This is a genomic window from Phenylobacterium sp., assembly GCF_046290725.1.
Lineage (GTDB): Bacteria > Pseudomonadota > Alphaproteobacteria > Caulobacterales > Caulobacteraceae > Phenylobacterium.
The window spans coordinates 579,586-599,716 of record NZ_JBKBUH010000001.1 but is presented as its reverse complement, the minus strand read 5'-3'; the positions used below and the strand labels follow the sequence as shown (position 1 = coordinate 599,716).

The 20,131-nt window shown below is 68.5% G+C and carries 26 protein-coding genes; 11 read left to right on the top strand and 15 right to left on the bottom strand.

Annotated elements, in window-relative coordinates; genetic code table 11:
- The first annotated feature begins 18 nt into the window (after positions 1-18).
- Positions 19-660: an AAA family ATPase gene (locus tag ACK41C_RS03205; RefSeq protein WP_409650421.1), complete on the top strand. Its 642-nt coding sequence runs from the start codon at positions 19-21 to the stop codon at positions 658-660.
- A gap of 48 nt (positions 661-708) precedes the next feature.
- Here ACK41C_RS03205 and ACK41C_RS03200 read toward each other — a convergent pair whose 3' ends face one another.
- Positions 709-1,890 (bottom strand): sensor histidine kinase, encoded by a 1,182-nt coding sequence (locus ACK41C_RS03200; protein WP_409650419.1) that lies wholly within the window; start codon positions 1,888-1,890, stop codon positions 709-711.
- Between the two features lie 118 nt (positions 1,891-2,008).
- On the opposite strand from ACK41C_RS03200, the gene ACK41C_RS03195 reads away from it, so the two are divergent.
- Genes ACK41C_RS03195 through ACK41C_RS03170 form a run of 6 tightly spaced genes read left to right on the top strand, consistent with a single transcriptional unit; the run spans position 2,009 to position 4,146 of the window.
- Complete coding sequence (locus ACK41C_RS03195; RefSeq protein WP_409650417.1) at positions 2,009-2,332, top strand: ArsR/SmtB family transcription factor; 324 nt, start codon at positions 2,009-2,011, stop codon at positions 2,330-2,332.
- Complete coding sequence (locus ACK41C_RS03190) at positions 2,329-2,739, top strand: SRPBCC domain-containing protein (protein WP_409650415.1); 411 nt, start codon at positions 2,329-2,331, stop codon at positions 2,737-2,739. Before ACK41C_RS03195 ends, ACK41C_RS03190 begins: the two co-directional genes overlap by 4 nt.
- A 33-nt stretch (positions 2,740-2,772) precedes the next feature.
- Positions 2,773-2,994, top strand: a complete 222-nt coding sequence (locus ACK41C_RS03185; RefSeq protein ID WP_409650413.1) for a hypothetical protein — start codon at positions 2,773-2,775, stop codon at positions 2,992-2,994.
- Positions 2,995-2,999: 5 nt separating this feature from the next.
- The gene (locus ACK41C_RS03180; protein ID WP_409650411.1) at positions 3,000-3,386 is read left to right on the top strand and encodes a DUF1801 domain-containing protein; all 387 of its coding nucleotides are present in this window, start codon (positions 3,000-3,002) and stop codon (positions 3,384-3,386) included.
- Complete coding sequence (locus ACK41C_RS03175; protein ID WP_409650409.1) at positions 3,383-3,787, top strand: DUF1801 domain-containing protein; 405 nt, start codon at positions 3,383-3,385, stop codon at positions 3,785-3,787. The genes ACK41C_RS03180 and ACK41C_RS03175 overlap by 4 nt, the downstream gene beginning before the upstream one ends.
- A gap of 8 nt (positions 3,788-3,795) precedes the next feature.
- Positions 3,796-4,146: a DUF2200 domain-containing protein gene (locus ACK41C_RS03170; protein WP_409650407.1), complete on the top strand. Its 351-nt coding sequence runs from the start codon at positions 3,796-3,798 to the stop codon at positions 4,144-4,146.
- A gap of 79 nt (positions 4,147-4,225) precedes the next feature.
- Here ACK41C_RS03170 and rpoH read toward each other — a convergent pair whose 3' ends face one another.
- The 3 genes from rpoH to ACK41C_RS03155 all read right to left on the bottom strand — a co-directional run bounded on the left by rpoH (position 4,226) and on the right by ACK41C_RS03155 (position 7,251).
- Positions 4,226-5,113: an RNA polymerase sigma factor RpoH gene (gene rpoH, locus ACK41C_RS03165; protein WP_409650405.1), complete on the bottom strand. Its 888-nt coding sequence runs from the start codon at positions 5,111-5,113 to the stop codon at positions 4,226-4,228.
- A 219-nt stretch (positions 5,114-5,332) separates the two neighbouring features.
- Positions 5,333-6,280: an RluA family pseudouridine synthase gene (locus tag ACK41C_RS03160; RefSeq protein ID WP_409653882.1), complete on the bottom strand. Its 948-nt coding sequence runs from the start codon at positions 6,278-6,280 to the stop codon at positions 5,333-5,335.
- Positions 6,281-6,342: 62 nt separating this feature from the next.
- Complete coding sequence (locus ACK41C_RS03155) at positions 6,343-7,251, bottom strand: helix-turn-helix domain-containing protein (protein ID WP_409650403.1); 909 nt, start codon at positions 7,249-7,251, stop codon at positions 6,343-6,345.
- 197 nt (positions 7,252-7,448) lie between these two features.
- Here ACK41C_RS03155 and ACK41C_RS03150 point away from each other — a divergent pair, with 197 nt between their 5' ends.
- The gene (locus ACK41C_RS03150) at positions 7,449-7,592 is read left to right on the top strand and encodes a hypothetical protein (protein WP_409650401.1); all 144 of its coding nucleotides are present in this window, start codon (positions 7,449-7,451) and stop codon (positions 7,590-7,592) included.
- Positions 7,593-7,726: 134 nt separating this feature from the next.
- Here the strand turns inward: ACK41C_RS03150 and ACK41C_RS03145 are convergent, their stop codons facing one another.
- Complete coding sequence (locus tag ACK41C_RS03145) at positions 7,727-8,044, bottom strand: ferritin (protein ID WP_409650399.1); 318 nt, start codon at positions 8,042-8,044, stop codon at positions 7,727-7,729.
- Between the two features lie 62 nt (positions 8,045-8,106).
- On the opposite strand from ACK41C_RS03145, the gene ACK41C_RS03140 reads away from it, so the two are divergent.
- Positions 8,107-9,771 (top strand): alkaline phosphatase D family protein, encoded by a 1,665-nt coding sequence (locus tag ACK41C_RS03140; RefSeq protein ID WP_409650397.1) that lies wholly within the window; start codon positions 8,107-8,109, stop codon positions 9,769-9,771.
- Here the strand turns inward: ACK41C_RS03140 and ACK41C_RS03135 are convergent.
- Positions 9,768-10,007 carry a hypothetical protein gene (locus ACK41C_RS03135; RefSeq protein ID WP_409650395.1) on the bottom strand — a complete coding sequence of 80 codons (240 nt, stop codon included), beginning with the start codon at positions 10,005-10,007 and terminating at the stop codon, positions 9,768-9,770. The genes ACK41C_RS03140 and ACK41C_RS03135 overlap by 4 nt on opposite strands.
- A 151-nt stretch (positions 10,008-10,158) precedes the next feature.
- On the opposite strand from ACK41C_RS03135, the gene ACK41C_RS03130 reads away from it, so the two are divergent.
- A complete protein-coding gene (locus ACK41C_RS03130) occupies positions 10,159-10,449 on the top strand; it encodes a hypothetical protein (protein WP_409650393.1) in 291 nt (96 codons plus the stop codon).
- Here the strand turns inward: ACK41C_RS03130 and folP are convergent.
- The 3 genes from folP to rpsU form a co-directional block, all read right to left on the bottom strand.
- Positions 10,446-11,261 (bottom strand): dihydropteroate synthase, encoded by an 816-nt coding sequence (gene folP, locus ACK41C_RS03125; RefSeq protein ID WP_409650391.1) that lies wholly within the window; start codon positions 11,259-11,261, stop codon positions 10,446-10,448. The genes ACK41C_RS03130 and folP overlap by 4 nt on opposite strands.
- Positions 11,262-11,309: 48 nt before the next feature.
- The gene (ftsH, locus tag ACK41C_RS03120) at positions 11,310-13,184 is read right to left on the bottom strand and encodes an ATP-dependent zinc metalloprotease FtsH (protein WP_409650389.1); all 1,875 of its coding nucleotides are present in this window, start codon (positions 13,182-13,184) and stop codon (positions 11,310-11,312) included.
- 180 nt (positions 13,185-13,364) lie between these two features.
- On the bottom strand, positions 13,365-13,598 hold the full coding sequence (rpsU, locus tag ACK41C_RS03115) for a 30S ribosomal protein S21 (protein WP_111275467.1): 234 nt from the start codon (positions 13,596-13,598) through the stop codon (positions 13,365-13,367).
- A gap of 172 nt (positions 13,599-13,770) precedes the next feature.
- Here rpsU and ACK41C_RS03110 point away from each other — a divergent pair, with 172 nt between their 5' ends.
- Positions 13,771-14,424 carry a COQ9 family protein gene (locus ACK41C_RS03110; protein WP_409650387.1) on the top strand — a complete coding sequence of 218 codons (654 nt, stop codon included), beginning with the start codon at positions 13,771-13,773 and terminating at the stop codon, positions 14,422-14,424.
- 4 nt (positions 14,425-14,428) lie between these two features.
- Here the strand turns inward: ACK41C_RS03110 and ACK41C_RS03105 are convergent, their stop codons facing one another.
- The 6 genes from ACK41C_RS03105 to cysS are packed head-to-tail and all read right to left on the bottom strand — an operon-like array spanning position 14,429 to position 20,110.
- Positions 14,429-15,367, bottom strand: a complete 939-nt coding sequence (locus ACK41C_RS03105) for a glycosyltransferase family 2 protein (RefSeq protein WP_409650385.1) — start codon at positions 15,365-15,367, stop codon at positions 14,429-14,431.
- The gene (gene thrS, locus ACK41C_RS03100; protein WP_409650383.1) at positions 15,364-17,349 is read right to left on the bottom strand and encodes a threonine--tRNA ligase; all 1,986 of its coding nucleotides are present in this window, start codon (positions 17,347-17,349) and stop codon (positions 15,364-15,366) included. The genes ACK41C_RS03105 and thrS overlap by 4 nt, the downstream gene beginning before the upstream one ends.
- Positions 17,346-17,627 carry a membrane protein insertion efficiency factor YidD gene (yidD, locus tag ACK41C_RS03095; protein WP_409650381.1) on the bottom strand — a complete coding sequence of 94 codons (282 nt, stop codon included), beginning with the start codon at positions 17,625-17,627 and terminating at the stop codon, positions 17,346-17,348. Before yidD ends, thrS begins: the two co-directional genes overlap by 4 nt.
- Positions 17,628-17,683: 56 nt before the next feature.
- On the bottom strand, positions 17,684-18,133 hold the full coding sequence (locus ACK41C_RS03090) for an iron-sulfur cluster assembly scaffold protein (protein WP_409650379.1): 450 nt from the start codon (positions 18,131-18,133) through the stop codon (positions 17,684-17,686).
- Positions 18,130-18,684, bottom strand: a complete 555-nt coding sequence (locus ACK41C_RS03085; RefSeq protein ID WP_409650377.1) for an SRPBCC family protein — start codon at positions 18,682-18,684, stop codon at positions 18,130-18,132. Before ACK41C_RS03085 ends, ACK41C_RS03090 begins: the two co-directional genes overlap by 4 nt.
- A gap of 28 nt (positions 18,685-18,712) precedes the next feature.
- On the bottom strand, positions 18,713-20,110 hold the full coding sequence (gene cysS, locus ACK41C_RS03080) for a cysteine--tRNA ligase (protein ID WP_409650375.1): 1,398 nt from the start codon (positions 20,108-20,110) through the stop codon (positions 18,713-18,715).
- Positions 20,111-20,131 lie beyond the last annotated feature (21 nt).

Sequence of the window (20,131 nt, the reverse complement as noted above, 5' to 3'; positions counted from 1 at the left end):
AAGAGGAGAAGGCGGATCTTGAAGACCCTGGCGGTCATCGCCCTGAAGGGCGGCTCGGGCAAGACCACGGTGGCCGCGCACCTGGCGCTGGCGGCGCACCTGCGCGGCCTGAACGCGCTGGTGGTCGACATCGACCCGCAACGCTCCGTCAGTGACATCCTCTCGGCGCGCGAGGCGGCCGGGCCGGCCTGCGTCACGGCTGTCGGCCGAAACGTGCCGGCCGCCCAGTTCGGCGCCCTGGCCGAAGGGCGGGACCTGATGATCGTCGATACCCCGGCCGGCGATGTGGAAGGCGTGGGCGAGGCCCTGGTCGTGGCCGACCACGCCCTGCTGGTGGCGCGACCCACCCTGATCGATCTGGCGGGCCTCGCCCGCACGCTGCAGGTGGCGCGGCGGCTAAAGCGGCCCGCCACCGTGGTGGTGAACCAGGCTCCCGTGCCGCGCGAGGGCGCCGAGGCGCCGCTGGTCAAGCGCGCCCTGAAGGGCCTGGACTACATGCAGGCCGACCGCGCCCCGGTCATCCTGCGCGCGCGCACCGTCTACCAGACCGCCCTGGAACGCGGCCGCTCCGCCGAGGAAATGGCCGACCGCGCCGCAGCCGCGGAGGTGGCGGCGCTGTGGGACTTCGTGGCCGGAACGATGGGGATGAAGGCGCGGTAAGGCGCGCCGCGCCGGCTCAAGCTCTCGGATCGAGTTTACGATCGTTAGTCAGACCGTCCCGTTCGACGGCATCGTGTTCGGGGTTGCATCGAACTCCAGCCAAAGGCAGGTCCCCTTGCCCTCGGGTCTCGACCAGACCGGACGAGCTCCGATCTGACGCGCCAGGCCCTCCATCAGCTTGAATCCCGTGCCCGATCCGGCGCGCGCCGGAACCTGGCCGGCTGGCGGCAAGCCCTTACCGTTGTCGCGCGCCAGCAGCTGGAACCGGTTTCCAGTCGAGCGCTCGAGCGAGACTGCGATCTCGCCCCCCTTCCCGTCGAACGCGTATTTCAGCGTGTTGGTGACGAACTCGTTGAGGATGAGGCCGAGCGGCAGGGCGATATCCGGCGGAAGCTCGGCCTCCTCGATGTCGAAGGTCAGGCGAACCCGGCCCGCCTGCTCCTGGTGAAGGTGGCAGAGGTTCTCCACCAGCTGCACGATGTAGGGCCGAAGGCGCAGGCCTTCCACGGCGCCTCGCATGTAGAGCTGCTCGTGGACCAGGCGCAGCGCCTCGATGCGCTCGGCGACTGCTGCGAGCGCGAGGCGCGCCTCTTCGCCTTGCACCGCCCGGGCGCGCATGCGGACCACGCCCGTGATGATCATGATGTGGTTCTTGACCCGGTGCTGAAGCTCCTGGAACAGGCGCTTGTTCGTCTCCAGCGCAACTTTCAGGCTGTGGGCCTTGTGCAGCCGGTCGATCACAGGGCCCAGAATGGCGGTATAGGTGCGCAGGAACTCGATGTCCTGCTCGTCCAGGTCACGCGGCTCGCACATGTCGACCTGCAGCAGGCCGTAGGGCTTGCCCCCCGGCAGGAAGATCGGGGTGTTCACCAGGGCGACCACTCCATGGTCCTTCAGGAACGGCGGAAGGACGAAACGGTCCTCGTGGGCGATGTCCTTGGTGATGACCGGACGCCCCTCGCGGATCGAATATTGTTCCGACGACTGCTCGCACATCGGCAGCCGGATTTCCCCCACCACGCCCGGCCGCCACCCGACGCCGGCGCGGATCAGCAGATGCTCCCCGTCCTCCTCGATCTCCAGCACCTTGGCGAGATCGGCGTTCAGCGCCGCGGCGACCAGGCGACAGCCCTCGGTGAGGATCGCGTCCAGATCTTCGCACCGCAGCGCAAATTCGCCAAAGGCGGCCAGCACCCTCTGCCGCTCAACCATCTCGTCCAGGTTGGGCATGGAAAAGTAAACGGCTCAGGCCTGGCTTGGCTCCCGATCGCCCTGCCTGCGAGGGGGTGGACTTACCCATAGCTGTCTGGTTATGAATTATCCGATAACTCTCAGGTTATGGAATTAGATGCCCGACGCGCACGACATGCTGTTCAGGACGCTCGCCGATCCCACGCGGCGGGCGATCTTCGAGCGGCTGTGCCGCGAGGGGGAGCAGACGGTCGGCGCCCTGACCGCCCGGGCCGGCGTCTCCCAGCCGGCGGTCTCCAAGCATCTGGCGGTGCTGAAGCAAGCCGGCCTGGTGCGCGACCGCCAGCAGGGGCGCCAGACCCACTACAGCGCCCAGGCCGCGGCCCTGGCCCCGCTGGCCGACTGGACGACGCGGATGACCGGCTTCTGGGAGAGCCGGTTCGACGACCTGGAGAACCTCTTGCAGAGAATGGATCAATGACCGCCGCCGACGCCGAAACCCTCTCCGTGGTCGTGGAGCGCGACCTTCCGCATCCGCCCGAGAAGATCTGGCGCGCCCTGACCCAGCCGCACCTGATCGAGGCCTGGCTGATGAAGAACGACTTCGAACCGGTGGTCGGCCGCCGCTTCGACCTTCGCGCCGAATGGGGTTCGGTCGGCGGTGAGGTCCTGGAGGTCGAGCCGGGCCGGAAACTGGCCTATACCTGGGGTGACGAGAACCTGAGGAGCGTGGTGACCTGGACCCTGACGCCGACGGGGGCGGGCGCCCGGCTGCGCATGGAGCAGACCGGCTTCCGCCGCGACCAGCCCCGCTACTACGGCGGCGCCCAGGCCGGCTGGCCGCGGTTCCTGGACAATCTGGAGCACGTGCTGGCGGGCCTGGACTGAACGCCCGCCCAATCAAACCGACAGGAGGTCGCCTTGAGCACCTGGATCCGACAAATCCATCGCTGGCTGTCGTTGGCCTTCACGGCGGCGGTGCTGGCCAATATCGCCGCCATGACCCAGAGGGACCCGCCCCTCTGGCTGGGTTTCCTGGCGCTCCTTCCGCTCATCCCGCTGATGCTGACGGGGCTCTACATGTTCGTGTCGCCCTATGCCGCGAAATGGCGCGGCGCACGGCGCGTCCAAGGCGAGGCTTGAAGCCCATGACGGACGAAACCCCCGCCCAACTGATCGACCGCCGCATCGAGGCCCTGGGCGGCTGGCGCGGCGAGATGCTCGGCAAGATCCGCAAGATCGTGCTGGAGGCGGATCCCGAGATCGTCGAGGAATGGAAGTGGGAGACCCCGGTCTGGTCCCACGGCGGGCTCATCTGCACGGGGGAGGCCTACAAGGCCGCGGTCAAGATGACCTTCGCCAAGGGCGCCTCCCTGCCGGACCCCGCGGGCCTGTTCAATTCCAGCCTCGAGGGCAAGACCCGCCGGGCCATCGACTTCCGCGAGGGCGAGGCGATCGACGAGGCCGCGCTCAAGGACCTGGTCCGCGCGGCTGCGGCCCTGAACCTCCAGGCGGGCGGGGCGCGGCGGCGATGACCAAGCCTGTCCTCCTCTCCGGGGGCAATCCCCAGATCCCCAAGGGCTATGGCGAGGCGCCGGTGCAGGCCTATATCGCCGCCATGCCGGGCTGGAAGCAGGCGGTCGGCCGCCGCCTCGACGAGCTGATCGTGCAGTCGGTCCCCGGCGTGCAGAAGGCGGTGAAGTGGAACTCGCCCTTTTACGGCCTGGAAGGCCAGGGCTGGTTCCTCAGCTTCCATTGCTTCACCAAGTACATAAAGGTGACCTTCTTCCGCGGCGCCGACCTGACCCCGCCGCCGCCGGGGCCGTCGAAGCACAAGGACGTGCGCTATCTCGACATCTACGAAGGCGCCCTCGATGAGGCCCAGTTCATCGCCCGGGTGAAGCAGGCGAGCGAGTTGCCGGGGGAGCGGATTTGAGAGGCGCGATGACCGAGCATCGAATCTTCACCACCAGTTTCGCCAGCGTCTATCCGCACTATGTCGCCAAGGCCGAGAAGAAGGGGCGCAGCAAGGCCGAGGTCGACCAGATCGTCCGCTGGCTGACCGGCTTCAGTCAGGACGAGCTCGACCGCCAGCTCGCCCGGCAAACCGACTTCCGCACCTTCTTCGCCGAGGCGCCCGATCCGCACTCCGCCCGATCCGAGATCAAGGGCGTGGTCTGCGGCGTGCGCGTGGAGGAGGTCGCCGACCCGCTGATGCGCGAGATCCGCCGCCTGGACAAGCTGGTCGACGAACTGGCCAAGGGCAAGGCGATGGAAAAGATCCTGCGGGGGTGATGGCTATGGCCACAGCGAGGCCCAACGAAAAACCCTCCCCGTCGCCGGGGAGGGCGCTTCGTTTCAATTCGCAGGCGCCTCAGGCGTCGACGAGGTTCTTGGCTTCGGCGGCTGCGCGCATGGACTTCTGCAGCTTTTCGAAGGCGCGGACCTCGATCTGGCGGACCCGCTCGCGGCTGACCCCGTATTCGGCGGCCAGTTCTTCGAGCGTGGTCGGATTATCCTTCAGCCGGCGTTCGGTGAGGATGTGCCGCTCGCGGTCGGTCAGCTCCGTCATGGCCGCCTCGAGCAGGCTCATGCGGATCGACTTCTCCTGGGCCTCGGCCACCTGGGCTTCCTGGCTGACGGCGCCTTCGTCCTCCAGCCAGTCCTGCCACTCGCTCTCGCCGTCCGCGCGCAGAGGCGCGTTCAACGAGGCGTCCGGGCCCGACAGGCGCCGGTTCATGGAGATGACCTCCTCGTCCAGCACGCCGAGCTTGGTGGCGATCTGGCTGACCTGATCGGGGCGCAGGTCTCCTTCGGAGAGGGCGCTGATCTCGGACTTGGCCTTGCGCAGGTTGAAGAACAGCTTCTTCTGCGCCGCCGTCGTGCCCATCTTCACCAGGCTCCAGGATCGCAGGATGTATTCCTGGATCGAGGCGCGGATCCACCACATGGCGTAGGTGGCCAGGCGGAAGCCCTTGTCCGGCTCGAACTTCTTCACGGCCTGCATCAGGCCGACATTGCCTTCGGAGATCACCTCCCCGATCGGCAGGCCGTAGCCGCGGTAGCCCATGGCGATCTTGGCCACGAGACGAAGGTGGCTGGTGACGAGCTTGTGGGCGGCTTCGGGGTCCTCGTGCTCGCGCCAGCGCTTGGCGAGCATGAACTCCTCGTCCTTTTCCAGCATCGGGAATTTGCGGATCTCGGTCAGATACCGGCTGAGGCCGCCTTCCGGCGACATCACGGCGAGCGCATTCGCGGCCATGGACGTATCCCCTTCTTCTCAAGCGGACCCTCGGGTCGTTCAGCGCGGCGCGCGCGCGAGACCGTCCGCCCCCTCCAACCTTTCAGATAGGTATTGGTTTCGTGGGACGTAAGGCCGCGGTTGGGAGATTCCGACGGCCCGATAAATCCGACTGCTCAACTCAGGTATTTCTACGGGCCGATAGAGGCGCCTTCAAGGCGCCGGCGTTTCGATCCTTTCTCACAGGCCTGAGAGGATAGCTTCCAGCTGCGCCATGTCTGGGGGCGGCGGCGCCTCGAAGCGCAGGGCCTCGCCGGTCACGGGATGGACGAAGCCCAACACCGCGGCGTGCAGGGCCTGGCGGGCGAGACCCGACCGGGCGATCGCCTCGCGCACGGGGGCCGCGGGCGCGCCCGAGCCATATATGGGGTCGCCGAGGCACGGCGTCCCCTTCGAGGCCAGATGTACGCGGATCTGATGGGTGCGGCCGGTCTCCAGTCGGCAGGAGACGCGCGCGGCGAGCGGCCGTTCCTGAGGCCCGAATGTGCGTTCGGTCCGGTAGTGGGTGATCGCCTCGCGACCGCCTGTCTTCAGCACGGCCATCTTCTTGCGGTCGTGGGTGGAGCGGCCGAGGCGGGTCTCGATGGTCCCGCGCGCCGGATGCGGGGCGCCGCGGACCAGGGCGATGTAGACGCGGTCCAGGTCGTGGGCGGCGAAGAGCGCCGAGAGGCCCTGGTGGGCGGCGTCGGTCTTGGCCGCCACCATCACGCCCGAAGTCTCCTTGTCGATGCGGTGGACGACGCCCGGGCGGGCGACGCCGCCGACGCCGGAGAGGCTCGCGCCGCAGTGGTGGAGCAGGGCGTTGACCAGGGTGCCGCTTTCGCTGCCGGGGGCGGGGTGAACGGCCATGCCGGCCGGCTTGTCCACCACGATCAGGTGCGGGTCCTCGTAGAGCACCGTCAGCGGGATGTTCTCCGGCTGGGGCTCGGCCGGCTCCGGCGGCGGAATTAGGATGCGGTAGTCGCCGGCCTTGGCCTTGGCGGAGGGATCGGACTGCGGAACGCCGTCGCGGCTGACCAGACCCTGGGCCATCAACGCCTGGACCCGGCCGCGGGAGAGCTCGCGCAGGCGCTCGGCCAGGGTCTTGTCAATGCGGCCGCCGGCGTCCTCGGGCGCCACGACGATCATGCGCTCGCCCGGCGTGTCGGGGGCGAAGTCGTCGTCTTCTGGCTCGAGGTCGGAGGCGGGGCTCACCCTTGCAGCCGTCCGCCGATGGTCTCGCCGCGCGAAAGGGTGGAGGTGATCGGCGCCAGCAGGAAGAGGTCGCCGCCCGCCGCCGCAGCCGCCGGACCGATGTCGCGGACCAGATGCCGGCGCATGGCCTCGTCCACCTCGTCCTCCGGGATCAGGGGATCGCGCGAAAGGAGCTCGGCGCAGGTCGCCTCGTCAGCGGCCTCGTCACCCGTCAGGTCGCCGATCCGCTCCATGACGATGGGATAGGCCGAGGGCGTGCGCGCCGCGTTCAGGGCCGCGGCCATCACCAGGCCGTCCAGGAACGAGGCCTTGGACAGCGGCACGCCGTTGAAGATCAGGAAGATCGGCGTCTGGCCGACGGTGTCGAACAGGATGGCGAACAGCTGCCCCTCGGCCGGCAGCAGCCAGCCGTCGAACAGCAGGCCCGCCCCGCCCATCTTGAACTGCAAGAGCCCGTTTTCCGCCCGCCGGACGACGCCGTGGTCGTGGAAGAAGCGCCCGGGCATCATCACCGACGGCCGGGTCGTGCGCCAGAAGCCCTCGTAGGCCGCGCCGCGGCGCTCGGTGGTCAGGCGCGCCATGTCCAGAACCGGCAGGGGGAGGCCGTCGGCCGCGCCGCGCGTCTGGGCCGGAACATGGCCGTTCAGCCGCACCTGCACCCCGAACACGTCGGCGAGGCCCGGCAGGTCGCGGTCCCAGTCCAGCATGGTGAAGCCGTCGCGCTTGGCCGCCACCAGCCGGGTCAGGTTCTCCAGATTATGCGCCGAAGGCGTCACCGCGCCGGAAGCCCAGCGCCCCACCAGCGACTTGTCGACGCCCAGCTCGGCCGCCAGGCGCCCACGGCTCATGGAGAGCGCCTTCAGGACCAAGTCCAGCTTCTCGGAGAAGGCGGCGGGCGTCGACATCGCCGAACATGATTCCACAGATGCGCCCGAATGCAACTTTGCGTGCAACGGTTGCGCACCGGCGTGCAACGGGTTGCGCCGAAGGTGGCTCGCGGGGCTGCAACCGTTGCGCATGCCGTCGCGCGCCGCTGCACCTGCGCGCGAACGTCGCGCCTGCCTAAACCGAATGCACGACGCAGCCGCGGGAGGACACGTCGGTGAAATACGCGCACCTCGCCGTCTCGATGGCCGCTCTGACCGGCGCGGTCTTTATCGCCTGGACCGCGCCCGATCGGATCGCGCCGAACGATGTCCAGCCGAACGTCCTCATCGAGTCGGTGGCGAGCGGGGTCCGCCATTGATGGCGGTCAAAGCGCTCTAAGCCCCCGGTACGAGACTGTCCCCGATCCTGGCGTCCCCCGCGGGATCGGGTGAATGGCGGCCATGCAGGAGCCAACCGGCGTAGACCCTGCATGGCCGCTTCCTTTTCGGACGGTCAGAGCCCGTGCTTCTCGGCGTTCTCCGCCTCCTGGGCGGCGATGGAGCCTTCGGAGAACAGGAATTCCCGAAGCTGGCCGTCGAACTCCGGGTCCTTCCTGCGAATCCACTCCAGCGCCATGGCCGCGTGTTCGATCTCTTCGCGGGCGTTGTGCAGGAGGATGGCCCTCAGCTCGGGATCGGTGCAGTCGTCCGCGCGCTGGCGATACCAATCCACGGCTTCCAGCTCCTCGATGAGCGAGGCGATGGCGTAGTGCATGTGGAGGGTTTCGGGCCGCAGATTTTCACGCGGAACATGCAAGCCTTCGCTGGACATCGGGGCGTCATCCTTCTCCACTAAGATGGTCGAGCTAGGCGAACGCGCGCGGGGGATTTGGGATGCTGCTGGATCGTCGTCGGGCCTTGGCCCTCTTGGGCGTCGGGTCGGCCGCCCCGGCCGCGGCGCAGGGTTCGGCCTATTCGGGCGAGGTGCGTTTCGATCATGGCGTGGCCTCGGGCGATCCGCTGGCCGACCGGGTGATCCTTTGGACCCGCATCACGCCCGCCGACCCGGCGGCTGGCCAGATCGCCTATCGCTGGCGGCTCAATCCGGTGGACCGCCGGGCGGGCGGGGCCAAGTCCGGCCAAGGCGTCACGGGGCCTGACCGCGACTTCACGGTGAAGGTGGATGTGGCGGGCCTCGATCCTGATCGGGCCTACACCTTCGAGTTCGTGGCCAATGGCGTGACCTCGCCCTTGGGCCGCACACGGACACTGCCCACGGGATCGATCAGGGACGTGGTTCTCGCGGTCGCCTCCTGCTCGCTCTATCCGAACGGCTATTTCAACGCCTATCGCGCGATCGCCGACCTGCCGCGGGTCGACGCCGTGGTGCACCTGGGCGACTACATCTACGAGTACGGCGGTCCCGGTTCCTATGGCATGGACTCCGCCGTGGCGGGCGAGCGGCCGCACGACCCGCCGCACGAGATTCTGACGCTCGTCGACTACCGGCGCCGCCACGCCCAGTACAAGTCCGATCCCGATCTGCAGGCGGCGCACGCCCGCGCGCCCTGGATCGTCGTCTGGGACGATCACGAGACCGCCAACGACAGTTTCGCCGAGGGCGCTCAGAACCATCAGCCGGAAGAAGGTGACTGGAACCGGCGCAAGGCCGTCGCGATCAAGGCCTATTACGAGTGGATGCCGATCCGCGAGCCGGCCGACGGCGGCTACGGCATCCAGCGCAGCTTCCGGTTCGGCGACCTGGCCAGCCTGATCATGCTGGAGACCCGGCTGACCGCCCGCGACGCCCAGCTGAACTACGAGCGGGACTTCGACGCCTCGGCCGGCGAGGCCGGCGTCGCGGCCTTCCGGGCGAAGCTCGCCGATCCCGACCGGAAGATGATGGGGGCGCGGCAGGAGCGCTGGCTGGCCGACGAGCTCAAGGCCTCCGTCGCCGCCGGCCACGCCTGGCAGGTGATCGGCAACGAGGTGCTGATGGGCCGCATCAACGTGCCGGACGCCCGTCGGGTGCTGGGCGAGGCGCGCTACGAAGCGGCCAAGGCCACCCTCGACGAGGCCTCGCAGCGCCGGCTGACGCGGATGGAGGGCCTGGGGCCGCTGAGCCTGCCCTGGGGGCTCGACATGTGGGACGGCTATCCGGCCGAGCGGGAGCGGGTCTATGCGGCCTTCCGCGCCGCCGGCGCCCGGCCCATCGTGGTCACCGGCGACAGCCACGCCTTCTGGGTCAACGACCTGCACGACGCCGGCGGAACGCGCGTGGCGGTGGAGTTCGGGGCGACCTCCATCACCAGCCCCGGCGGCGGCGACGTGCTGAAGACCTTCCCGGTGGCGGAGGTCATGGCCGGCGGCAACGACGAGGTCCTTTTCAACGACCAGGGGACCAAGGGCTTCGTCCTGCTGACCCTGACGCGCGAGACGGCCAAGGCGGAGCTGGTCGGCGTCTCCACCATCATCGAACGCACCTTCCAGACGCGGGTGGTGAAGACCTTCGAGGTGCGGCCCGAAGGGACGAGCGTCTCGGCGCCGGTGGTGATCTAAGCTTCGACGTCGGGCTGCAGCTCGCTCTCGAGCGTTTCGAGAATGTCGATCAGCTGTGCGACGCGCCCGGAGGCCAGTGGGTCGCCTTCATTGATCGGGGCCTCGTCATTGGCGAGCCAGGCGCGGGCGCGCACGAATTCCTCACTGCTCGCGCCGGTGGCCAGGATCTGGGTCACGGTCAGGTCGTCGACCGGGCCGAGGGCTGAGACGATCTCGTCGTAGGTCAGCTTGGTCACGCACGTCCTCCGAGTCTTGGCCGAAACGGAACAGGCCCGCGCTTCGGCGCGCGGGCTCCCCCCTCGGCGAGGAAACGCCCCAGGCCCCGGCCGGGTTCGCCCGAACCGGCGACGGGCCACAGGCGTTGTTCGCCAAACAAAGGAGCTGCCGATGGCCCAGAACGCCGGAACTGAAGGCGCGCGCCTGCGCCTGAACAACGCTCGGGAGGAGGACCTCGCCCGTTTGGAGCCGCTTGGGGCGGAGGGCGCACGGGCCCTGGTGGAGGCGCGGCCCTTCGACTCCTGGAGCGACGTGGCCCGGCTCTCGGGCCTGCCCGTGGAGGTGGTGAGCGATCTGCAGCGGGCCGGGGTCGAACTCGGGGAGCCGAGCTCGGGGCCCGTGGGGGAGGCCGGAAGCGGCGGCGGGGGTGGAACGCCCGCAGGCAATATCGGCCGGGCCTAGCCTCCGGCGGCGGCGATCGCGCGCCAGACGCGCAGCGCTTGCACCGTGGCGGCCACGTCGTGGACGCGCACGGCCGCCACGCCGGCCGCGGCGCCGGCCAGGGCGGCGGCCAAAGATCCGGCCAGCCGGTCGCCGGTCTCCGCCGCGGCAGGGTCGAGGGCGGCGATGAAGCGCTTGCGGCTGACGCCCAGCAGCACCGGAAAGCCGAGCGCCACCACGCGGTCCAGGTGGGCGAGCAGGGCCAGGTTGTGCTCCAGCCGTTTGCCGAAGCCGATCCCCGGATCGAGCCAGATTTTCTCGCGCGCCACGCCGGCGGCGAGCGCCGCCTCGGCGCGGGCCGCCAGGAAGCCGGTCACTTCGGCCACCACGTCGTCATAGTGCGGGGCGTCCTGCATCGTGCGTGGCTCGCCCTGCATGTGCATCAGCACGACCTGACAGCCCAGCTCAGCCGCCACGTCGGGAGCCTCCGGCGCATGGCGCAGCGCGCTGACGTCGTTCCAGATGTCGGCCCCGGCGGCGACCGCCGCGCGGGCCACCTCCGGCTTCATCGTGTCGACCGAGATCGGTATGGCGCTGCCTTCGCGCACGGCGCGGATCAGGGGGATGAGGCGTTCGATCTCGTCCTCGGCCGCGACAGGCAGGGCGCCCGGGCGGGTGGATTCCGCACCCAGGTCCAGCATGTCGGCCTGCTCGGCGATCAGGCGGCGCGCGTGGGGAAGGGCGTCGGGGAGTTCGAGAAACAGGCCGCCGTCGGAAAAGCTGTCAGGGGTCAGGTTCACGACCCCCATCACCTGCACCGGGTTGTCCGTCATCGCCTCGCCCAAGAAAAAACGCCCTCCCGAAGGAGGGCGTTCGATGCTTTAGGCCGGTTCGGGACGCGGTGAAATCGGCACCGCCACCGAGGGTCCGGTCGGCTTCTTGGTCTCGGCGTCTTCGCGGACCGGCGGCACGCCTTTGAGGGCGTTGACGATCTCGTCGCCGGTCAGGGTCTCGTATTCGAGCAGCGACTTGGCCAGCGTATGCAGATCGTCCAGCTTTTCGGTCAGGATGCGCTTGGCCTCGTCATAGCCCTGCTGCACCAGTCGCTTGACCTCCTCGTCGATCAGGCGCGCGGTCTCCTCCGACACCGACTGGGTGCGCGAAACCGAGTGGCCGAGGAAGACCTCTTCCTGGTTCTCGCCGTAGGCCACGACGCCCAGCTTGTCGGAGAAGCCCCAGCGCGTGACCATGGCCCGCGCCAGCTTGGTCGCCTGGTCGATATCCGACGAGGCGCCGGAAGTGATCTTGTCCTTGCCGAAGATGATCTCCTCGGCGATCCGTCCGGCCATCAGGATGGCCAGGCGCGAGGTCATCTGCTCGTAGGACATGGAAAGCTGGTCCCGCTCGGGCAGCTGCATGACCATGCCGAGCGCGCGGCCGCGTGGGATGATGGTCGCCTTGTGCACCGGATCGGTGGCCGGCACGTTCAGGGCCACCAGGGCGTGGCCGCCCTCGTGATAGGCGGTCAGGCGCTTTTCGTCCTCGGTCATGGCCATGGATCGGCGCTCGGCGCCCATCATGACCTTGTCCTTAGCGTCCTCGAAGTCGCGCTGGGTCACCATGCGGCGGTTCTTGCGCGCGGCCATCAGGGCGGCCTCGTTGACCAGGTTGGCCAGGTCCGCGCCGGAGAAGCCCGGGGTGCCGCGGGCGATGGTCTTGACGTCCACGTCGGCGGCCAGCGGCACGTTCTTCATGTGGACGCGCAAGATGCGTTCGCGGCCGTTGATGTCCGGATTCGGCACGACCACCTGGCGGTCGAAGCGGCCCGGCCGCAGCAGGGCGGGGTCCAGCACGTCGGGGCGGTTCGTGGAGGCGATGACGATGATCGCTTCGTTCGGGTCGAAGCCGTCCATCTCCACCAGCAGCTGGTTCAGGGTCTGCTCGCGCTCGTCGTTGCCGCCGCCGAGGCCCGCGCCGCGATGGCGGCCGACGGCGTCGATTTCGTCGATGAAGATGATGCAGGGGGCGTTCTTCTTGGCCTGTTCGAACATGTCGCGCACGCGGCTGGCGCCGACGCCGACGAACATTTCCACGAAGTCGGAGCCAGAGATGTAGAAGAACGGCACGCCGGCCTCGCCCGCGACGGCGCGGCCCAGCAGGGTCTTACCCGTGCCGGGCGGGCCGACCATCAGGGCGCCCTTGGGGATCTTGCCGCCCAGGCGCTGGAACTTCTGCGGGTCCTTCAGGAAGTCGACGATCTCGGTCAGCTCTTCCTTGGCCTCGTCCACGCCAGCCACGTCGTCGAAGGTCACGCGGTTCTTGTTCTCGGTCAGCATGCGGGCCTTGGACTTGCCGAAGCCCATGGCGCCGCGGGCGCCGCCCTGCATCTGGCGCATGAAGAAGATCCAGACCCCGATCAGCAGCAGGATCGGAAGGCTGTTCAGGAACAGGCCCAGGAGGCCGCCGCCGGCCGACTTGACCTGGATGTCGGCGCCCTGCGCCTGCAGGCGCTTGACCAGTTCGTCCTGGTTGTTCGGGGTCATGGCCGTATAGGCCCGGCCCTGCTGGTCGCGCACTTCCACGGTGGCGCCGCGGATGATCGCGGTCTTCACCTCGCCGGAATCGATCCGGCCGAGCAGCTGCGAATAGGAAACCTGACCCGTCCCGGCGGCCTGGCTGCCGCCGGTCATCATGCTGTAGACGCCGATCAGGACCACGACGATCGCGCCCCAAATGGCCAAGTTACGCAGGTTCATGATGCGCCTTCGGAAAAGTGTCTCTCAAAGCCCAAGATAGGGGCTCGGGCGGGCTTTCACCAGCAAGGGACGTGCCGCGCGACCGAACACCGCGGTTCGACGAACGGCGTAGCTTCCCTCACAAGCAAAAGGCCGCGCACGGTGCGCGGCCTTTCGTCAATCTCGCCTTGAGCGGCCAGCTTACCGCGACGGCTTCTTCGGCGCCGCGATCAGGCCTTCGCGCTGGGCGCGCTTGCGAGCCAGCTTGCGCGCGCGACGCACGGCTTCGGCCTTCTGGCGGGCGCGCTTCTCGGAAGGCTTCTCATAATGAACGTGCCGCTTCATCTCGCGGAACGAGCCCTCGCGCTGCATCTTCTTCTTCAGCGCCTTCAGGGCCTGGTCGACGTTGTTGTCGCGGACGAAAATCTGAACCAGAGGTCTCTCTCCTATCACCCGTTCCCGCTCGGCCAGACCGGAATGGCGGCGGCGAACGGACAAAAGCTTGTCGCCCGCAGGCGTGAGCCTCCGGGTTGAGCGCGGCGAGATAGCAGAAGCGGACGGCCATGTCCACGGCGGACAGACGGCCACGGGCAGGGTAAAAGCGTGCATGGCGAACGAGACGCAAGACGCATCCGATTGGGCCGGCGACGCCGAGCAGAGGCTGCTGGACGAGGCCCTGATCCTGGCCCCGCTGCAGGGCTGGACCTGGCCGATGGTCCGCGCCGCCGGCCGCGCCATCGGGCTTTCGGATTCAGAGACCGAGCTGCTCGTCCCCCACGGCCCGTCCGATCTAGCGGCCCTCCTGGCCCGTCGGCATGACACCGTCGCCCTGGCTGCGCTTTCCGATCCGGCAGGGTTGAAGATCCGCGAGCGCATCCGCGCCGCCGTCGCCGCCCGGCTGGACGCGGCCGCCGCCGACGAGGCGGCCGTCCGCCGCTGGGCCGGCTATCTGGCCTTGCCGTTGAACCTGCCGCTCGCTGGCCGCCTGCTGTGGGAAAGCGCCGATGCGCTCTGGCGCTGGGCGGGCGATACGGCCACCGACGAGAACCACTATTCGAAGCGCGCGATCCTGTCGGGCATCCTCGCCTCGGCTCTGGCGATTCGCCTCTCCTCCGGGCGCGAGGCGGCCATGTCCTTCGTGGACGCGCGGATCGAGAACGTCATGACCTACGAAAAATGGAAGGCCGGACTGAAGGCCCCGAACCTGCTGCAGGATTTGGCCGGCGCGCTAGGCCGGATCCGTTACGGCAAGGGCGCCTGAAGGCTCAGGTGGCGCGGCCGCGGATGCGCCAGACCACCGGGCGGGCCACGGCGGTGCAGACGATGACCGGAGAAAGCGCCCAGGCCACCAGGCGCTCGGTCAGGTTCGCGGCCCGCTTGCGGAAATAGCGGGCGAGACCCACGCCCTTGTGGAATTCCACCCGCAAGGGGCTGGCGTGGCTGGTGTGGCCCAGGTGGATCACCTCCGCGAGCGGGGCGAACAGCACCTCGCCGCCCGCCTGGCGTACGCGCCAGCAGAGGTCGACGTCCTCCACGTGCAGGAAATAGCCCTCGTCGAAGCCGCCGAGGGCGTCGAAGTCCTCGCGCCGCATGCAGATGCAGGCGCCGGAGACGGTGGGAACGGCCGCGACCGCTTCGGGGGCGGCGTCCTTCTCCCAGTGCACCTCGTACCGCCGCCAGGCGGCCACGTGGCGGGAGAGGTGCGACAGGCTCATGAGCGCGCTGACGGGGGTGATGTCGCCGCGCCGGGCGCCGCGCTGTTCGGTACGGTCGGCGTTGAGCACCCGGCCGCCGACCAGAGACGGCGTTGGGCGGCCCTCGATCGCGCGGACCAGCTCCTGCACGCATGCGGCCTGCAGGAAGGCGTCGGGATTCAGGAAGACGATGATGTCGCCGCCGGCCGCCCGGGCGCCCAGATTGGCCCCCCGGGCGAAGCCGACATTGCCGTGGCCGGTCAGGAGCCGCACGCGGGCGTCGCGCTCGGCCAGGCTTTTCAGCCGGGCGAGGTCGATGCGGGTCGAGCCGTTGTCGACCACCACCAGTTCGTCCACCAGCGGGTCGGCCAGCACGCACTCCAGGCTGCGCTGGAGCGCCTCGCCGGTCATGTAGACCACCATCACCACCGAAACCCGGCGGCGAGGCTTCAGGAAATCCTGCGTCGGCGAGGGCTCGAAAGCGACGATCGGTGCGGCGATGCCGTTCATCCAGCCTCCATGGCCCCGACCGAGTCGCGGCGCAGCGAAGAATCGCCTGCCACGGACTGCCGGGCAACATCGGGCGGACTCGCCTCCAAGGCAAGCGCCTTTACAGCTTCCGCGAGCGTCAGGATCTCCTGGCGGTCCGACCCCAGCCGTCTCAAGGCCACCTTGCCCTCCTCGGCCTCGCGGCGCCCGACGACGGCGATCACCGGCGTCTTCGCAAGGCTATGCTCACGAACCTTGTAATTGATCTTCTCGTTCCGAAGGTCCGTCTCGACCCGCAGTCCGGCGGCCCTCAAGCGTTCGGCCGCCGAAAGGGCATAACCATCGGCGTCTGACGTAATTGTGGCGACCACGACCTGCGTCGGCGCCAGCCACAGCGGGAAGGCTCCGGCGTAGTTCTCGATCACCACGCCGATGAAGCGCTCCATCGAACCGCAGATGGCCCGGTGCAGCATCACAGGGCGCTGCTTGGAGCCGTCTTCGGCGACATATTCGGCGTCCAGCCGATCGGGCAGCACGAAGTCGAGCTGCAGCGTGCCGCACTGCCACGTCCGGCCGATGGCGTCGGAGAGGTGGAATTCCAGCTTCGGACCGTAGAAGGCGCCCTCGCCGGGCAGCCGTTCGACGCCCATGTTCACCGCCTGGCGCGCGGCGCGATCGAGCTTGTCCTCGGCTATGTCCCAGACCTCGTCCGTGCCGGCGCGCAGCTCCGGCCGCAGGGCCAGCTTCACGCTGTGCAACTCCAGGCCGAAATCGGCGTAGACCGAGTTGAGCAGGCGCACGAACTTCGTCGTCTCGGCCTCGATCTGGTCCTCGCGGCAGAAGATGTGCGCGTCATCTTGGGTGAAGGCCCGCAGCCGCATGATGCCGTGCAGGGCGCCGGACGGCTCAAACCGGTGGCAGGCCCCGAACTCGGCCATTCGCAGGGGCAGGTCGCGGTAGGACTTCTGGCCGAAGTTGAAGATCTGGACGTGACCGGGGCAGTTCATCGGCTTGACCGCGAGCTCTTCGCCCTCGTCCGTCTCGCAGGTGAACATGTTGGCGCCGAACTTCTCCCAGTGGCCCGACTTCTCCCACAGGGCGCGGTCCATGATCTGGGGGGCCTTGACCTCGACATAGCCGTCGCCGTCGAGCCGGCGGCGCATATAGGCTTCGACCGTGCGGTAGAGCGTCCAGCCTTTCGGATGCCAGAAGATCATCCCCTTGGCCTCTTCCTGCAGGTGGAAGAGGTCCATGGCCCGGCCGATCTTGCGGTGGTCGCGCTTCTCGGCCTCCTCCAGGCGTTTCAAGTGCGCCTCGAGATCGGCTTCGGAGGCCCAGGCCGTGCCGTAGATCCGCTGCAGCTGGGCGTTCCGGTGGTCGCCGCGCCAGTAGGCGCCGGCCAGCTTCATCAGCTTGAAGGCCTTGCCCACGTGCTTGGTCGAGGGCAGGTGCGGCCCCAGGCACAGGTCCTTCCACCCGCCCTGGCGATAGACCGTGATCGTCTCGTCCTCGGGAAGGTCGGAAATGATCTCGGCCTTATAGGCCTCGCCGATCGACTTGAAGTGTTCGATGGCCTCGTTGCGATCCCAGACCTCACGGACGATCTTTTCGTCGCGGTCGACGATCTCCTTCATCCGCTGTTCGATCGTCGCCAGGTCGTCCAGGCTGAACGGCTCGTCGCGGGCGAAGTCGTAATAGAAGCCGTCCTCGATGGCCGGCCCGATCGTCACCTGCGTGCCGGGGAACAGCTCCTGCACGGCCTCGGCCATGACGTGGCTGGCGTCGTGGCGGATGGTCTCCAGCGCCTCCGGATCCTCGCGCGTCAGGAGCGCGAACCGGCCCCCGCGCGGCAGCGGCCGCTCCAGGTCCAGAAGCTCGCCGTCGAGCTTCACCAGCACCGCCTTCTTCTCCAGCGACTTGGCGATGGAGGCGGCCACGTCCCGGCCCGTGACGCCGTCGTCGTACTGGCGTTTGGAGCCGTCGGGGAAAATCAGTTCGATCATGTCTCACACGTCCAATTCCGCGGCGGAGGCGGAACCTCGTCCGAAGCCTGTCCGCGCGGCGGGGGAACCGGGTCGTAGCCCGCGCCTCCCCAGGGATGACAGCGGCACAGCCGTCCGGCGGCGAGGCGTGAGCCGCGCCAGGGGCCATGCCGGATCAGAGCCTCCGCCGCGTATTCCGAACAGGTCGGAAGGAACCGGCATTGGCGTCCGATCAGGGGCGAAAGCGTCCATTTGTAGGCGCGCAAGGCGCCGCGGACGCAGCGTTCATAGAGAGTCATGCCGGCTTACAGGCCTGCGGTCGGAGCGCAGCGATTACGCCGAGCGCCCTTAAGGATCAAGCCGCGCCGGCGCGGCTAGTTCGCTCCACGGCGCGCCGGACAGCCTCCGCCGCAGCCTCGAACGCCAGGAGCGTGGAGGCGTGGCGGGCGGGATAGTCCTTCACCGGAGCCAACATCGAAAGATCCGCAAATCGTCCCTCGGGCGCGGGCGCGCCCTCTTTCAACATAGCACGGAACCGGTCGCGGGCCATCTCGATCTCCGAAAGGCTCGCGCCCAGCACGGCGGCGCCCAGCACGGCGGCCGAGGCCTGGCCGAGCGCGCAGGCCTTCACGTCCTGGGCGAACTCGGTCACCCGGTCGCCCTCGACGGCGACGTCGACCACTACGCGGCTGCCGCACAGCTTGGAGATCTTCTCCGAGCTGCCATGCGGCGCGAGCAGGCGGCCGAGGTGCGGCAGGTTCGCCGCCAGCTTCAGGAGCTTGGCCGAATAGAGGTCGTCGATCATGCGTCGGATGTAGGCGCGCCGCCCTCGGCCCGCCACCGCTGCTCGGCCGCATCCTTCAGGGCCTGGTTCATGGCCTCGAAGCCGCGCCACACCTTCCGCCCCATCCGCTTGGCGACATAGGGGCCTAAGAGACCGCCGAAGATCTCGCCATTGGATACGACGCAGCTGGCCGGGCCCAGCTGTTCGATCTCGATGTAGCGAGTGGTGGTGACCAGCCCGCCCATCAGTCGCAGTCGCCAGTGCAGCTGTTCGTAGGGCACCCATTCGAGCACCGTCGGGCGGATGACCATCGGCTCGTCCCCGGGCAGGACCATCTTCAGCGCAAGGGCCGAACCGATCCGCACCTGGCCCTCGGCCTCGACATAGAGCGGGTTCCAGTCCTTCCAGGTGGAAAGGTCGTAGATGAGCTCCCAGATGGCGTCGCTGGACGCCTGAATTCCGATCCTGTGCTCGATCTTCACGCCGCTGGGCGGCGCCGGCGCGCCGCCTCCGCCATCCTTGGTCTTGATCTTGAAGCCCGCTCCCATGCTGAACGCTTGGGGGGGCTTCACGCCTGGTCTTTTCACCATCGCCGGCTCCCTAGACCGTATCTCGAATCCGCCAGGTCGCGCCTGATGGACCGTCCATGACCTCGACATTGAGGCTCGCCAACTCGTCGCGGATGCGGTCGGCTTCGGACCAGTTCTTGGCCGCGCGAGCCTCGACGCGGGCGGCGATCAGCGCCTCGACCCGCGCGCGCAGGGCCTCGTCCGCGCCGCCTTGGAACCAGACTTCCGGGTCGCCGGCCAGGAAGCCGATGAGGTTCGCCGCGGCCAGGAGTTCGCCCTTGGCCCGGGCGCGGTCGGCGGGGGCGGCGGTTTCCAGGCGCGAGCCCAGGGCGAAGAGTTCGGCGAACGCCGCCGGCGTGTTCAGGTCGTCCTCCAGGGCCGCCAGGAAGGCCTGCGGAACCTCGGCGGGCGCGGCTTCCACGTCGGACGCCCGGCGCAGAGCGCCGTACAGCCGGTCCAACGCCTTTCTCGCCTGCTCGATCAACTCCCCGGTCCATTCGAGCGGCGCGCGATAGTGGCCGACCAGCAGGGCCCAGCGCAGGGCCTCGCCCGGCGCCTGCTTCACCAGGTCGTGCACCAGCGAGACGTTGCCCAGGCTCTTGGACATCTTCTCGGCGCCCATGTTCAGGAAGCCGTTGTGCATCCAGTAGCGGGCGTAGGCCTCCGGCCGCCCATGGGCGTGGCCGTGGGCGCACATGCCCTGAGCCATCTCGTTCTCGTGGTGCGGGAACAGGAGATCGATCCCGCCGCCGTGGATGTCGATGGGCAGGCCCAGCGTCTCTTCGATCATGGCCGAGCATTCGATATGCCAGCCGGGCCGGCCGGGCCCCCAGGGGCTCTCCCACACCGGCTCGTTTTCTTTGGAAGGCTTCCACAGGACGAAATCGGCCGGATGACGCTTGTAAGGGGCCACGTCGACCCGGGCGCCGGCGATCATGTCCTCCATCGGCTGGCGCGAGAGCTTGCCGTAGTCGGAATAGGCCTGGGTGTCGAAGAGCACGTGGCCCTCGGCGGCGTAGGCGGCGTTGTTGCGCACCAGCCGTTCAATCATCGCCTTGATGGCGCCCATGGTCCGCGTGGCGCGCGGCTGATGCGTCGGGCGCAGGGCGCCCAGGGTGGCCATGTCCTCGTTGTAGATCGCCAGGTAGCGCTCGGTGATCGTGTCGATGGGAACGCCTTCCTCGGCGGCCTTCCTGTTGATCTTGTCGTCCACGTCCGTGACGTTGGCCGCATAGATCACCGCGTCCTCGCCATAGAGGTGGCGCAGCAGGCGGAACAGCACGTCGAACACCACCACCGGCCGGGCGTTGCCGATGTGGGCGTAATTGTAGACCGTCGGCCCGCACACATACATCGTCACCCGTGCAGGATCCCTGGGAACGAAGGGCCGCTTCTCGCGGGCCATGGTGTCGTAGAGCGAAAGGGCCATAGAATTTCTGGGGTAAGGTGA